At 70.7% G+C, this 15,531-nt stretch carries 9 protein-coding genes; 6 read left to right on the top strand and 3 right to left on the bottom strand.

The genetic code is table 11. The features are described from left to right. Positions 1 to 12: 12 nt before the first annotated feature. The 5 genes from IPT68_RS10540 (at position 13) to IPT68_RS10520 (ending at position 10,309) form a co-directional block, all read left to right on the top strand. Positions 13 to 921 carry a sugar ABC transporter permease gene (locus IPT68_RS10540; RefSeq protein ID WP_189696910.1) on the top strand — a complete coding sequence of 303 codons (909 nt, stop codon included), beginning with the start codon at positions 13 to 15 and terminating at the stop codon, positions 919 to 921. Positions 922 to 1,073: 152 nt separating this feature from the next. Then, positions 1,074 to 2,756: a glycoside hydrolase family 13 protein gene (locus tag IPT68_RS10535; protein WP_189696911.1), complete on the top strand. Its 1,683-nt coding sequence runs from the start codon at positions 1,074 to 1,076 to the stop codon at positions 2,754 to 2,756. Between the two features lie 137 nt (positions 2,757 to 2,893). Beyond that, entirely contained in the window at positions 2,894 to 4,279 is a 1,386-nt protein-coding gene (locus IPT68_RS10530) for an alpha-amylase (protein WP_189696912.1), read from the top strand. 215 nt (positions 4,280 to 4,494) lie between these two features. Continuing rightward, entirely contained in the window at positions 4,495 to 9,903 is a 5,409-nt protein-coding gene (pulA, locus tag IPT68_RS10525; protein ID WP_189696913.1) for a pullulanase-type alpha-1,6-glucosidase, read from the top strand. A 49-nt stretch (positions 9,904 to 9,952) separates the two neighbouring features. Continuing rightward, a complete protein-coding gene (locus IPT68_RS10520; RefSeq protein ID WP_189696914.1) occupies positions 9,953 to 10,309 on the top strand; it encodes a 5-carboxymethyl-2-hydroxymuconate Delta-isomerase in 357 nt (118 codons plus the stop codon). Positions 10,310 to 10,371: 62 nt separating this feature from the next. On the opposite strand, the gene IPT68_RS10515 is transcribed toward IPT68_RS10520, so the two are convergent. Next, positions 10,372 to 11,061 (bottom strand): TetR/AcrR family transcriptional regulator, encoded by a 690-nt coding sequence (locus IPT68_RS10515; protein ID WP_189696915.1) that lies wholly within the window; start codon positions 11,059 to 11,061, stop codon positions 10,372 to 10,374. 165 nt (positions 11,062 to 11,226) lie between these two features. Beyond that, complete coding sequence (locus tag IPT68_RS10510) at positions 11,227 to 13,146, bottom strand: hypothetical protein (protein WP_189696916.1); 1,920 nt, start codon at positions 13,144 to 13,146, stop codon at positions 11,227 to 11,229. A gap of 152 nt (positions 13,147 to 13,298) precedes the next feature. Between IPT68_RS10510 and IPT68_RS10505 the strand changes: the two genes are divergently transcribed. Next, positions 13,299 to 13,727 (top strand): hypothetical protein, encoded by a 429-nt coding sequence (locus IPT68_RS10505; protein WP_189696917.1) that lies wholly within the window; start codon positions 13,299 to 13,301, stop codon positions 13,725 to 13,727. Between the two features lie 67 nt (positions 13,728 to 13,794). On the opposite strand, the gene IPT68_RS10500 is transcribed toward IPT68_RS10505, so the two are convergent. Continuing rightward, complete coding sequence (locus tag IPT68_RS10500; RefSeq protein ID WP_189696918.1) at positions 13,795 to 15,333, bottom strand: DUF1996 domain-containing protein; 1,539 nt, start codon at positions 15,331 to 15,333, stop codon at positions 13,795 to 13,797. Positions 15,334 to 15,531 lie beyond the last annotated feature (198 nt).

The raw sequence follows: 15,531 nt of genomic DNA, 5'->3' as shown, positions 1-15,531 counted from the left end.
GCAGGAGTCCCCATGAGCACCACGACCGTTCAGAAGTCCGCCACCGCGGACCAGGCCCCCGCCTCCGCCGCGCCACGCAAGGTGCGCCGGCGCAGCGAGCGCAGCCTCGTCGGGACCCTCGCCTCGCACGGCATCCTGACCGTCGCCAGCCTGATCGCGCTGTTCCCGATCGCCTGGCTGGTCTTCCTCTCCCTCGGCCCGGACAAGGACGACTACCTGCACCCCGGACGCATCTGGGGGAAGATGACGTTCGACAACTACTCCTTCGTCCTGACGGAGACGAACTTCTTCGACTGGCTGAAGAGTTCGCTGGTCGTCTCGCTGGGCACCACGTTCATCGGCGTGATCATCGCCGCAACCACCGGCTACGCCGTCTCCCGCATGCGCTTCCCCGGCTACAAGAAGTTCATGTGGGTGCTGCTGGTCACCCAGATGTTCCCGATCGCCGTGCTGATCGTGCCGATGTACCAGATCCTGTCGGAGCTGCAGCTCATCGACACCTACCTCGGCCTGATCCTCGTCTACTGCTCGACGGCCGTGCCGTACTGCGCCTGGCTGCTCAAGGGGTACTTCGACACCATCCCCTTCGAGATCGACGAGGCGGGCCGGGTCGACGGACTGTCCCCGTTCGGCACCTTCCTGCGGCTGATCCTGCCGCTCGCCCGGCCGGGCCTCGCGGTGGCGGCCTTCTACAGCTTCATCACCGCCTTCGGTGAGGTCGCCTTCGCCACCACGTTCCTGCTGGACGACGAGAAGTACACGTTCGCCGTCGGTCTGCAGAGCTTCGTCAGCGAGCACGACGCCCAGCGCAACCTGATGGCCGCGACCGCGGTGCTCATCGCGATACCCGTCTCCGCGTTCTTCTACCTCGTGCAGAAGAACCTGGTGACCGGACTCACCTCGGGCGGCACCAAGGGCTGACGCCCGTCGATCGAGACTCCCGCGCCCTGTCCGCGCGGGTGGCGGCCGCGGTGCCCATCCGACCCCGCTGTCACCGCGGCCGCCTCGTCACCCCGCCCCGCCGCCGTACCCACGCCTCCATGACCTCGACTCGGTTACACATCAAGGACGCCATGAGCCAGCACACTGCCGACCCGGCACCGAACTCCGCCGTCGCCACCGTCGCCAAGCGCCGAGACTGGTGGCGGGACGCGGTGATCTACCAGGTCTATCCGCGCAGCTTCGCCGACAGCAACGGCGACGGCATGGGCGACCTGGAGGGCGTACGCTCCCGCCTCCCGTACCTGCGCGACCTCGGCGTGGACGCCGTGTGGCTCAGCCCCTTCTACGCCTCCCCGCAGGCCGACGCCGGATACGACGTCGCCGACTACCGGGCCGTCGACCCCATGTTCGGCAACCTCCTGGACGCCGACGCGCTGATCCGCGACGCCCACGAGCTGGGCCTGAGGATCATCGTCGACCTGGTGCCCAACCACTCCTCCGACCAGCACGAGTGGTTCAAGCGGGCCGTCGCCGAGGGCCCGGGCTCCCCGCTCCGGGAGCGTTACCACTTCCGCCCCGGCAAGGGGAAGAACGGCGAACTGCCGCCCAACGACTGGGAGTCCATCTTCGGCGGACCCGCGTGGACGCGCGTCACCGAGCCCGACGGCACCCCGGGTGAGTGGTATTTGCACCTGTTCGCCTCCGAGCAGCCCGACTTCAACTGGGAGCACCCGGCGGTCGGCGACGAGTTCCGCTCCATCCTGCGCTTCTGGCTCGACATGGGCGTCGACGGCTTCCGCATCGACGTCGCCCACGGCCTGGTGAAGGCCGAGGGCCTGCCCGACCTCGGCTCCCACGACCAGCTGAAACTGCTGGGCAACGATGTCATGCCGTTCTTCGACCAGGACGGCGTGCACGAGATCTACCGCCAGTGGCGACTGGTCCTGGACGAGTACGCGGGCGAGCGCATCTTCGTCGCCGAGGCCTGGACGCCGACCGTCGAGCGCACCGCCAACTACGTCCGCCCGGACGAGCTGCACCAGGCCTTCAACTTCCAGTACCTGGGCACCTACTGGGACGCCGAGGAGCTGCGCACGGTCATCGACCGCACGCTGGAGGCGATGCGCCCGGTGAACGCGCCCGCCACCTGGGTGCTGTCCAACCACGACGTCACCCGGCACGCCACCCGGTTCGCCAACCCACCCGGCCTCGGCACGCAGATCCGCGAGGCCGGCGACCGCGAGCTCGGCCTGAAGCGGGCGCGGGCGGCCACGCTGCTGATGCTGGCGCTGCCCGGCTCGGCGTACATCTACCAGGGTGAGGAGCTGGGCCTGCCGGACGTCGTCGACCTGCCCGACGAGGTGCGCCAGGACCCGGCGTACTTCCGCGGAGCGGGGCAGGACGGTTTCCGCGACGGTTGCCGGGTGCCGATCCCGTGGACGCGCACGGGGTCGTCGTACGGCTTCGGCAGCGGGGGCAGCTGGCTGCCGCAGCCGGAGGCGTGGGGCGCGCTGAGCGTGGAGGCGCAGCAGGGGGTGGCCGGTTCGACGCTGGAGCTGTACCGGTCCGCGCTCGCCCTGCGCCGGACACAGCCGGACCTCGGCGCGGGGGAGTCGGTCGAGTGGCTGAAGGCCCCCGAGGGCGTCCTGGCGTTCCGGCGCGGGGAGTTCGTCTGCGTCGCGAACACCGGCGGGGAGTCGGTGACGACTCCGTCGCACGGCCGTCTGCTGCTGACCAGCGGTGAGGTGAGCGAGGCGGACGGCGAGGTCAAGGTGCCGGCCGACACCACGGTGTGGTGGTCGACGGCTTCCTGAAAGCCCTCTCGCAAGATTTTGCATTGAACTTCGTACGGCCCGCTGCCCTTTCGGGCGGCGGGCCTTTAGCATCTCCGTCACCGCAAGGTAGTTGAAAGTTTTCAGCAAGAACCTTCAACGGTGAAGGAACCCCACACATGGCACGCAGAACCCTTCCCTGGGTGGCAGCCCTCGCAGCCGCCGCCACCGCATCCGCCCTTGTCATGCACCCGACTGAAGCGCAGGCCTCCCCGCCCGGCACCAAGGACGTCACGGCCGTCCTGTTCGAGTGGAACTTCGCCTCGGTCGCCCGCGAGTGCACCACCACCCTCGGCCCCGCCGGCTACGGCTACGTGCAGGTCTCCCCGCCCGCCGAGCACATCCAGGGCGCCCAGTGGTGGACGTCGTACCAGCCGGTCAGCTACCGGATCGCCGGCCGACTGGGCGACCGCACGGCCTTCCAGAACATGGTCAACACCTGCCACGCGGCTGGCGTGAAGGTGGTCGTCGACACCGTCATCAACCACATGTCGGCCGGCAGCGGCACCGGCACCGGCGGCTCGTCGTACACGAAGTACAACTACCCCGGCCTGTACTCGTCCTTCGACTTCGACAACTGCACGGCGCAGATCACCAACTACCAGGACCGCTGGAACGTCCAGAACTGCGAACTGGTCGGCCTGGCGGACCTGGACACGGGCGAGGAGTACGTCCGCTCCGCCATCGCCCGCTACATGAACGACCTGCTCTCCCTCGGCGTCGACGGCTTCCGCGTCGACGCGGCCAAGCACATGCCGGCGGGTGACCTGGCCAACATCAAGTCCCGTCTGAGCAACCCGTCCGTCTACTGGAAGCAGGAGGTCATCTTCGGCAGCGGAGAGGCCGTCCAGCCGACGGAGTACACCGGCAACGGGGACGTCCAGGAGTTCCGCTACGCCTACGACCTCAAGCGCGTCTTCAACAACGAGAACCTCGCCTATCTCAAGAACTACGGCGAGGGCTGGGGTTACATGAGCAGCGGCGTGTCCGGCGTCTTCGTCGACAACCACGACACCGAGCGCAACGGCTCCACGCTGAGCTACAAGGACAACGCCAACTACACCCTGGCCAACGTCTTCATGCTCGCCTGGCCCTACGGGGCGCCCGACATCAACTCCGGCTACGAGTTCACCGACCACGACGCCGGACCGCCCAACGGTGGCCGGGTCGACGCCTGCTGGCAGAACGGGTGGAAGTGCCAGCACGCCTGGCCGGAGATCCAGCGCATGGTCGCCTTCCGCAACGCCACCCGGGGCCAGGCGGTGACCAACTGGTGGGACAACGGCGGCGACGCGATCGCCTTCGGCCGGGGCGCCAAGGGCTTCGTGGCGATCAACCACGAGTCCGGTTCGCTCACCCGCACCTACCAGACGTCACTGCCGGCGGGGACGTACTGCAACGTCCAGAACAACACCACGGTGACGGTGAACGGTTCCGGCCAGCTCACCGCGAGTCTGGGCAGCAACACGGCGCTGGCGGTGTACGCGGGCAAGTCCGCCTGCTGAGTCACGAGGTGACGAACGGTGAGGGCCGGCCGACCCGGCCGTCCCTCACCGTGACGACCGGCGCCGACTCCTTGAAACCTCTTGCTCAGTGTTTCAACACTCTTGCTGTAAAGCTTTCGTCAGCGATACGGTCGCGCCGGGCGCCCGGCGAAGGAGCCGTGCCGCGGCGCAGGGGTCGGACCCAACAGAGCCGCAATCGCAAGGAGTTCACGCACGTGATACCGAGATGGCCGGCGCCCCGCACGCGCCGTACCGCCCATGTCAGACGGGTCGCGGCCGTCACCGTGGCCGCGCTCGCCGCAGCGCTCGTCCAGCCCCTCGCCGCCCGGGCCGCCACCCCGCCCCCGCCGCCGTCCGACGCGCGGCTGGCCGCCGAGCCCGCTCGGCACGACCTCACCCGCGAGCAGTTCTACTTCGTGCTGCCGGACCGCTTCGCCAACGGGGACAAGGGCAACGACCGCGGCGGGCTGACCGGTTCGCGGCTCGCCACCGGTTACGACCCCACCGACAAGGGCTTCTACCAGGGCGGCGACCTCAAGGGCCTGACCCAGAGGCTCGACTACATCAAGGGCCTCGGCACCACCGCCATCTGGCTCGCCCCGATCTTCAAGAACCGGCCGGTGCAGGGCGAGGGCAGCAACGCCTCCGCCGGCTACCACGGTTACTGGATCACCGACTTCACCCAGGTCGACCCGCACTTCGGCAGCAACGAGGACCTCGAGACCCTCATCGACAAGGCCCACGCCAAGGGCATGAAGGTCTTCTTCGACGTCATCACCAACCACACCGCCGACGTCGTCGACTACGAGGAGAAGTCCTACGACTACCTCTCGAAGGGCGCCTTCCCGTACCTCACCGAGGACGGCGAGTCCTTCGACGACGCCGACTACGCGGCCGGGAAGCGGGACTTCCCCGAGGTGGACGAGGACTCCTTCCCCCGCACGCCCGTCGTCGCCCCCGCCGAGCGCGACGTCAAGGTTCCCTCCTGGCTCAACGATCCCGCGATGTACCACAACCGCGGCGACTCCACCTGGGCCGGCGAGTCCGCCACCTACGGCGACTTCGTGGGCCTGGACGACCTGTGGACCGAGCGTCCCGAGGTCGTGCGGGGCATGGAGCGGATCTACCAGCGGTGGGTCAGGGACTTCGACATCGACGGCTTCCGGATCGACACCGTGAAGCACGTCAACATGGAGTTCTGGACCCAGTGGGCCACCGCCCTCGACGCCTACGCGGCGAAGAAGGGCCGGGACGACTTCTTCATGTTCGGCGAGGTCTACTCCGCCGACACCTCCGTCACCGCCCCGTACGTCACCCGGGGCCGCCTCGACTCCACGCTGGACTTCCCGTTCCAGGACGCGGCCCGCGCGTACGCCTCCCAGGGCGGCAGCGCCGAGCGGCTGGCCTCGGTCTTCGGCGACGACTACAAGTACACGACCGGCAAGGCCAACGCCTACGAGCAGGTCACCTTCCTCGGCAACCACGACATGGGCCGCATCGGGACCTTCCTGAAGCAGGACAACCCGGGCGCGACCGACGCCGAGCTGGTCAGGAAGGCCGGGCTCGCCAACGAGCTGATGTTCCTCAGCCGCGGCAACCCGGTGATCTACTACGGCGACGAGCAGGGCTTCACCGGCGCGGGCGGCGACAAGGACGCCCGCCAGACGATGTTCGCCTCCGCCACCGCCGACTACCTCGACGACGACCAGCTCGGCACGGACCGAACGCACGCCCGCGACGCCTACGACACCGGAGCACCGCTCTACCGGCAGATCAGTGCTCTCGCCAAGCTGCGCACGGCCCACCCGGCCCTCGCCGACGGAGTCCAGACCGAGCGGTACGCGGCCGACGGCCCCGGCGTCTACGCCGTGACCCGCACCGACGCGAAGACCGGTGCCGAGTACGTCGTCGCGTTCAACAACGCCGACGGGGCGAGGACGGCAACCTTCCCGACCGACTCCCCGGACACCGCCTTCCGCGCCCTGTACGGCACCGAGGCCTCCGCGAGGACCGCCGCCGACGGCAGGCTCACCGTCACCGTCCCGGCCGGCTCGGCGATCGTCCTGAAGGCGGCCGGCACGCCCGCCGGCCCCGCCACCGCGCCGACGATCTCCCTGGCCGCCCCCGCCCCGGGCGCCACCGGCACGGTCGAGGTCACCGCCGACGTCGACGGCGGCGCCCGCAACCGCGTCGTCTTCGCCGCCCAGACCGGCACCGGCCCGTGGCGCACCCTCGGCTCCGCCGACCACGCGCCCTACAAGGTCACCCACACCATCGGCGAGGACGTCGAGCCCGGCACCGCCCTGCGCTACAAGGCGGTCGTGATCGACTCGGCGGGCCGCACGGCGAGCGCCCTGGCGCAGAGCAGCACCGGGACCCCGCCCGCCGCGGAGACGCCCACCGCCTCCTCCCGGGACCACGCGATCGTCCACTACAAGCGTGCGGACGGCGACTACGCCGACTGGGGCCTGTACGCCTGGGGCGACCTCGCCGACGGCGAGTCCACGAACTGGCCCGACAGCCACCCCTTCGTCGGCCGCGACGCCTACGGCGCCTTCGCCTACGTCAAGCTCAAGCCCGGCGCCTCGAACGTCGGCTTCCTGGTCATCGACAAGGACGGCAACAAGGACGTCTCCGCCGACCGCACGATCGACGTCACCAAGACCGGCGAGGTCTGGATCGAGCAGGGCAAGGAGACCGTACGGACCGAGCGGCCCGCGGCCGACTACCCTGAGCAGGACAAGACCAAGGCGGTCCTGCACTACCACCGCGCCGACGGCGCCTACGACGGCTGGGGCCTGCACGTCTGGACGGGTGCCGCGAACCCCACCGAGTGGTCGAACCCGCTGAAGCCGGTGAAGACTGACAGCTATGGTGCGGTCTTCGAGGTACCGCTCACCGACGGTGCCACCAGCCTCAGCTACATCATCCACAAGGGCGACGAGAAGGACCTCTCCGCCGACCAGTCGCTGGACCTCAAGGCGAACGGCCACGAGGTGTGGCTGTTGAACGGCCAGGAGAAGTACCTGTTGCCGCAGCCGGCGGGCAGCGCCGCCGCGCTCGACCTGACGACCTCCAAGGCGATCTGGATCGACCGGGACACGGTGGCCTGGAACGGCTCGGACGCGGCCGCCTCCACCCAGCTGCTGTACTCGCGCACCGGCTCGATCGCCGTCGAGGACGGCACGCTGACCGGCGACGACCAGCGGTGGCTGCGCCTGTCGAAGACGTCGCTCACCGACGCCCAGAAGGCGAAGTTCCCGCACCTGGAGGCGTACACCGCCTGGACCGTCGACCCCCGGGACCGCGACCGGGTGCGCGAAGCCCTGCGCGGCCAGGTCGTCGCCTCCCAGCGTGCGGCCAACGGCGCGGTCCTCGCGGCCACCGGCGTGCAGATCGCGGGCGTGCTGGACGATCTGTACGACGGGACGAAGGCCGACCTGGGGCCGACGTTCCGCCACGGCCGTCCGACGCTCTCCGTCTGGGCGCCCACCGCGCAGAACGTGTCCCTGGAGCTCGACGGCTCCACCGTCCGGATGCAGCGGGACGCCGCGACCGGTGTCTGGTCCGTCACAGGCCCGAAGTCCTGGAAGGGCAAGCCCTACCGGTACGTCGTGACGGTGTGGGCGCCCAGCGTCCGCCAGGTCGTCACCAACAAGGTCACCGACCCCTACTCCCTCGCCCTGACCGCCGACTCCGCGCGGAGCCTGGTCGTCGACCTCGGCGACAAGGCCCTGGCGCCCGCGGGCTGGTCGACGTACACCAAGCCGAGGGCGGTGCCGCTGAAGGACGCGCAGATCCAGGAGCTGCACGTCCGGGACTTCTCGGTCGAGGACCGCACGGCCGCCCACAAGGGCACCTACCTGGCCTTCACCGACAAGCTCAGCGACGGCTCGAAGCACCTGCGCAGGCTGGCCGAGGCGGGCACGTCGTACGTCCATCTGCTGCCCGCGTTCGACATTGCCACCATCCCCGAGAAGAAGTCCGACCAGGCGACCGTCGACTGCGACCTCGCCTCCTTCCCGGCGGACTCCGAGCGGCAGCAGGAGTGCGTCACGGCGATCGCCGCCAAGGACGCCTACAACTGGGGCTACGACCCGTACCACTACACGGTCCCCGAGGGCTCCTACGCCACCGACCCCGAGGGCACCGCCCGTAACGTCGAGTTCCGGAAGATGGTCAAGGCGCTCAACGAGGACGGCCTGCGGGTCGTCATGGACGTCGTGTACAACCACACGGCGGCGAGCGGGCAGGCCGCGACGAGCGTCCTGGACCGGATCGTGCCCGGCTACTACCAGCGGCTCCTCGCCGACGGCTCCGTCGCGAACAGCACCTGCTGCGCCAACACCGCCACCGAGAACGCCATGATGGGCAAGCTCGTCGTGGACTCGGTCGTCACCTGGGCCAAGGAGTACAAGGTCGACGGCTTCCGCTTCGACCTGATGGGCCACCACCCGAAGGCCAACATCCTCGCGGTCCGCAAGGCCCTCGACGCGCTGACCCCGGAGAAGGACGGCGTCGACGGCAAGAAGATCATCCTGTACGGCGAGGGCTGGAACTTCGGCGAGGTCGCCGACGACGCCCGCTTCACCCAGGCCACGCAGGAGAACATGGCCGGCACCGGCGTCGCCACCTTCTCCGACCGCGCCCGTGACGCGGTGCGCGGCGGCGGCCCCTTCGACGAGGACCCCGGCGTCCAGGGCTTCGCGTCCGGCCTGTACAACGAGCCCAACTCCTCGCCCGGCAACGGCTCCACGGCCGAGCAGAAGGCCCGTCTCCTGCACTACCAGGACCTGATCAAGGTGGGCCTGTCCGGCAACCTCGCGGCCTACCGGTTCACCGACACCGGCGGCAGGGAGGTCACCGGCGCCCAGGTCGACTACAACGGCCGGCCCGCCGGGTACGCGGACGCGCCCGGCGACGCCCTCGCCTACGCCGACGCGCACGACAACGAGTCCCTGTTCGACGCCCTCGCCTACAAGCTGCCCGCCACGGCGAGCGCGGACGACCGGGCCCGGATGCAGGTCCTCGCCATGGCGACCGCCACCCTCTCGCAGGGCCCGGCGCTCTCCCAGGCCGGCACCGACCTGCTGCGCTCCAAGTCCCTGGACCGCAACTCCTACGACAGCGGCGACTGGTTCAACGCCATCCACTGGAACTGCGCCGACGGCAACGGCTTCGGACGCGGACTGCCGATGGCGGCCGACAACCGGTCCAAGTGGCCGTACGCCAAGCCGCTGCTGGGCTCGGTCGGCGTGGGATGCGCCCAGATCGAGGGGGCCTCGGCCGCGTACCGCGACCTGCTGAGGATCCGTACGACGGAGGGCGCCTTCTCCCTCGGCACCGCCCAGCAGGTCCAGGAACAGCTCTCCTTCCCGCTGTCCGGCACGGACGAGACGCCCGGTGTGATCACCATGCGGCTCGGTGAGCTGGTCGTCGTGTTCAACGCGACGCCGCAGCGCCAGGAGCAGCGGGTGGCCGATCTCGCCGGGAGCGGCCACCGGCTGCACCCCGTGCAGGCGCGGGGCGCCGACGCGGTGGTCAAGGAGGCGTCGTACGAGGCCGGCAGCGGCACGTTCGCCGTGCCGGGGCGGACGGTCGCCGTGTTCACCCGGGCCGGCTGACCGGGCACTGCGGTTAGGGTGCTCCTGTCCTCGCAGAACAGGAGCACCCATGCCGCAGATCACCGTCGACTACTCGGCGTCCCTGGCGGACGACTTCGAGCGGCCCGCGTTCGCGCGGGCCCTGCACAGCACGGTGGTCGAGATCGCCGCCGCGAAGCCGCCGGCGTGCAAGACGCAGTTCCGTCCGACCGAGGACACCATGGTCGGGGACGAGACCGAGGGGCACGCGGTCGTGCACGTCACGCTCGGACTGCTGGCCGGCCGCACCGACGACACCAAGGCCCGGCTGACCGAGGCCGTACTGGACCTCCTGCGGCAGCACGTGAAGCCCCACGAGGGCCGCACCCTGCACGCCTCCGCCGAGGTCCGCGACCTCGACCCGTCGTACCGCAAGTTCGACAGCTGAGACCCGGCGTCCGCGGCGTGGGCCGACCGGCAGGTCCTGGAACCTGAGCCGCCGGACGAGTCCTACGACGCCAGGGCGATCAGCCGGACCGCGAGGTCGCTGAACGGGCCCGTCGGCGGTTCGTCCTTCAGGGCCCGGCGGATCAGGGCGGCCGTCTCCTCGTCGTACGCCGCGCTCACCGCGGCCAGCGCGGCGAAGTCGTGGACGAGCTGTGTCTCCAGCTCGCCGCGCGGGATGCGCCGGCCGTCCAGCCAGATCAGGGCGGTGGACTCGGCCAGTGAGATCCAGGAGCGGACGACCAGTTCGAGCCGCGCGGGCGCCCGCGTGACGCCGAGATGCGCCATGATCTGGTCGTACGCGGCCTGCCGTACCGAGTCGATGAGCGCGTTGGTCGTCGAGGAACCGACCGCCGGGCCGCCGCGCATCAACGCCGCGAATCCGGGGCCGTGGTCGTCCACGAAGTCGAAGAAACGGCGCATCACGCGCAGCAGCCGGGCGCCGAGAGGGCCCTCGTGGGGTTCCACGAACCGGCCCGCCAGATCGTCCGCGGCCCGCTGCAATGCGGCCTCGTACAGGCTGAGTTTGCCGGGGAAGTAGTGGTACACCAGCGGACGCGAGATGCCCGCTGCGGACGCTATCTCGTCGACGGAGACCTCGTCGGGAGAACGGCGGCTGAACAGTTCGAGGGCGACGCCGATCAGCTGCTGCCGCCGCTCCTCGACACCCATCCTGCGGCGAACCCCGGTAGACATACGAACACCTTACCGATCGAATCCAGCCTCGAACGGACCGGACTGATCAGTGATGTTCAGCGGACTGATCACATGTCCGGGACGAGTCGTTCGCTTCGCGGTGTTCGGCGACCCGGCCCGCACGGCGGCGAGTACGGATACGGGAGTCCGGCCGCACGGCATCCGCTAGCGCAGGCTGTCGATCGTCCGTCCGTCCGTCAGGGTCCCCTTCAGCTCCGCCCGCGCGCCCTGCTTCGCCTTCGCGGCCAGCAGGTTGCCCTGCGCGGTCTGCGCCACCCCGCCCGTCGCGCTGACCGACGTGGTGTCCCGGCTGCCCGCCGCCAGCAGATACCAGGAGCCCGCCCCGGACTTCCAGAGCACCCCGGCCAGCACGTGCGGATCGCGAGCCCCGCACGCCGCCACGTTCTCGGCCTTCGCCGCGACCGCCCCGTACTTCCCGCCCGGCGTGTGGAACTGGGCCAGCACCCGCTCGCCGCCGCCGCGCCAGGTCTCCCCGCGCGTGCACACCCATGCCGCCGTGCCGCCGTCGTCGGGCAGCGGCTGCTCGGCGTACTGCCAGGCGTTCACCGACCGTACGCCGTGCCCGCGCTGGTCGGCCAGCGAGCAGCCGAACGGCGCCCAGGTGCGCAGCGCCTCCGCGCCGGACGCGTCGTGCGTCCCGCCCGGGCGGCCGGTGGTGAGGCGCGCGGGGACCAGCTCGCCGAGGTCGCTCATCAGCCGCGTGCCGGAGTCGTCGGTGATCTGCAGGACGTTCCAGGAGGTGCAGGTGCCGGTCTGGGTGACGGGGCTGGCCAGCGGTGCGGTGACGCCGTCGCGGAGGGTGAGGTCCATCGCGCCGGAGGCCGGCTTCAGCAGGTCCCGCTCGGCCGTCTTCCTCACCCAGGGCGCGGTCAGGTAGCGGACGTTGCCGTCGGTCCGGTTCAGCACCACCGCGTTCGCCTCGACGCGGCTCGCGCCGTCGGCACGGGCGAAGTCGAGGGCGGCGCCGGCCGTGCCGTCCTTCGGTTCGGCGTAGCGGGCGATGCGCCAGCCGTCGTGGAGGATCACCACGCGCGCGTTGTCGACGTTCCCGGCGTAGAGCAGCTGGGGCGGGCCCGCCGGGCCGCCGGACGGCGTGCCGGGGGTCGCCGAGACCTGGACCGTCTCGCCGGGGCGGGCCCACACGGCGAGCGCGCGGCGCAGCAGCGCGCGGTCCGTGGTGAGGTCGCCGCGGGCGGGCCAGACGGAGAAGTCGGTGCGCGAGGCGGACTGCCAGGCGGTGGGGGAGACCTTCACCAGCCTGCTCGGGTCGAGGGCCGCCTGGGCCGCCGGGTTCTGCGCGTACGGCGGAGCGGCGGCGCCGTCGGGTCCCCAGCCGTCGCCCGGGAGGCCGAGCAGCGCCCCGCACACGCCGAGGGCCGCGGCGGCGGCGAGCGCGGCCTTCAGGTGCTGGCGGCGGCGCATCAGGTCGGTGGGCCTGGCCTGCAGCGAGCAGGGGTCGAACTCGGGGGAGTCGAGCAGCGTGTACTGCACCGGGACGCCGTCGGCCTCCTGGAGCGCGGCGTCCGGGTCGGCGACGCCGGCGGTGCGCAGCACCTGGTGCACGTCGCTGTCGGGGAGCCGTTCCAGGCCGCGCAGGACGTAGGCGGCGCGGGCGGGGGCGGACAGTGCGGACAGGCGCTGGTCCAGGGCGAGCTCGTCGGCGCCGCCCGAGCGCGGGAACAGGCGCAGGCCCCACACCTGGGGGAGCAGCGGCGGCAGCTGGGACCGCTTGGGCCACGCCTTGCGCCTGAGCGGCAGTCCCGCCTCCAGCGACGTTCGCAGCACGTGGAGGCGCACGAAGGCGTAGCCCGGGTCGCCGTCGCGGCCGGTGGACTGGGCCGGGATGACGGACGCCGTGGCGCGGCCGCGGGGCAGAGCGCGCTGGGTGAGGGCGTGCGCGGTCAGGACGCGGCGGTTGCGGCCCAGGCCGGGCGGCAGCACCAGGTAGGCGAGGCGGACCAGCCGCGGATAGTGCTCGACGAGCGCGGCCTCGGCCTGCTCGACGTCGACGACCGGGGCGGAAGCGGAAGACGTGGGGCGCGGGGCGACATCCTGTGACTGCACGTTCAGCAGAACGAGCGAATGGGCGATTGGTCACCGCCGCACGGGTGGATCGGCTCGGCGGGTTGACGAACGCGCATTGAGCACGGCGCCGGCCGGAGCCGTATCGAACTGAGGCGCAAGGGCGCCGGCTCCATGACCGACCGGAGGAACTGATGAGGTGGACCCGACCGATGCTCGCCGTGAGCGGTGCCGTGACGGTGCTGGCACTGGCGGGCTGCGGCTCCGACGGCGACCGGGCGGCCGTGCCGGAGACGGCGACCGGGAGTCTGGAGCACCTGGCCGCCGAGGTCAGGTGCGAGCCGGACATGCAGACGGACGAGGACGAGATCCGGCAGGCCCTGTGCGAGAACACCGACGGCAGGTTCGTCCTCGCCACCTTCGCCACCGACCGGGGGCAGCGGGAGTGGATCAACGGGGCGAAGGACTACGGCGGTCACTACCTGGTCGGCCGCAAGTGGGTCGCCGTCGGCGACACCCCGGTGGTGCGGGCGTTGCAGACCACGCTCGGCGGGGACATCGAGGAGGGCGTCGACCACTCCGGGCACGAGAAGTCCGGCGGGGCGACGCACTCCGCCCACTGAGCCCCGCACACACGGAACCGGCGGTGGGAGCAGTCCCACCGCCGGTTCGGTCAGCCCGGTGCCGCGTCTACGCGCACCGGCGACCGGTGTTGATGCAGTTGACCATCTTGTTCATCAGCCGCTCGGAGAAGAAGTTGATGAAGTCGTTGTGGTCGGTGATCGGCTTGTGCAGCTGCTCCGGGAAGGTGTCCACCGCGAACGGGTTCTGCACGACCCCGTTCTCGATCGTCGGGGTCGGCACCTCGTAGACCAGCCGGACCTGGAGCTGCGGGATGGCCTGGAAGCCGCTGGGGCAGGTGCCGTCGGGCTGGACGAACGCCACGTGGGTGCGGTGGTTGGCGCTGTCGATGTTCTGGCCGTCCCAGCAGCTCTGGAACTTCGACAGCCGCACCACGTCGCTGCCCTCGGGGCACAGCGGGTACTTGTCCGTCAGCTGGCGGTCCTCGAAGCCGGTGCACGTCCACGCGGTGTTGGCGTTCGCGAGGCCGTTGACGAAGGCCTTGGCGTCACCGGTGATGATGCGCAGCGCCCGCGGCATCGCGACGACGGGGCCCGTCCTGTTGCCGACGAACTTCAGCTGGGCCACCTTGGGCTCCAGGATCCGCCCCACGTTGCCCTCGGTGCCGCCGCCGGCGTTGTTCTGGTCGAAGTCCTGGGAGCCGTCCTGCAGCCGCAGCACCGGCCAGAAGTACGACGACTTGTCGCCCTGGTTCTGGCAGGTGGTCTGGGCCGCCGCCAGGTCGTCGTCACTGGCGAACGCGTCGTTGCTCTGGTTGCCGACGTAGTCGTGCAGGTGGTGGGCGCCGTTGGTGACACCCGGGGCGACGATCACGTTGTCCGTGTTGTGGTTGTCGTTCGAGTTCGTGCCGCACTTCGTGGTGAAGCTGCCCCGCGAACCGCCGCGGCCGTTGGCGGCGAGCCCGTTCGGCAGGTTGCGGGAGTTCGGCTGGACGGTGGTGATGTCCTGGAAGTCCGCGGCCACCGGGCCGTTGCCGGCCTGGCCGCCGTTGCCGTCCTGCTGGCCGTCGCCGTTCTGGCCGTCACCGGCATCTCCGCCGTCCTGCTGGCCGTCACCGGCCTGGTCTCCGCCGTCCTGCTGGCCGTCACCGGCCTGGTCCTGCTCGCCGTCGGTGGTCTCGGCGGGCTTGCCGGTGCAGGGGGAGAGGCTGTCCAGCTGCTCGGGGGCGCTGCCGCCGGCCCGGTTGATCTCCAGCTGGATCCGGTCGATGATCACCTGCCGCCGGTCCTCGAGCGGCCCGAGGATGGTGTTCTGGACGTAACTGCCGTCCCCGGCCTGCGCGTCGCGCGTGGTCGCGAGCCGCTGGTAGGCCTCGGTGATCTGCTGGTCCAGCGTCGCCAGTTCGCCGTCCACCTCCCCACGGGCCTGGTCCGGCACCTGGGAGAGCTGCTGGCCGACGTCGGGGCAGTCGATCGTGGCCACCTGGGCCGCGGTCGCCGTCGTCCGGTTCGACCCGTCGCTCTCCTCGTGCGCCGAGGCATAGAAGTTGGCCCAGATCAGCCCGCCCCCACCGAGCGCTAGGGCCGCCGATGCGGCAATGGCCTTCGTGGCCAGCGGCGTACGGCGTTTTCGTGTGTTGCGTCCCATGGAACTCCTCTGACTTCCTTGCGGGGCAGCATCGAGGCGCCCGACAGGAGTGAAGCGGCTCCCTCAAGTACGCGGGCCGTCCCACGGGTGTTCAGCCGTCCCGGAAATCGATGCGGAATTCGTGCGGGGTCTGTGGACTCAACCGCCCCTGAAATACCGGTAGTTGCTATTCCCCCACGGCCGGTGAGCGAGCGGGTC

Origin of the sequence: Streptomyces chromofuscus (genome assembly GCF_015160875.1) — a bacterium.
In the GTDB taxonomy this organism is placed as follows: Bacteria; Actinomycetota; Actinomycetes; order Streptomycetales; family Streptomycetaceae; genus Streptomyces; species Streptomyces chromofuscus.
This window is presented reverse-complemented; position numbering and strand designations above follow the sequence as displayed.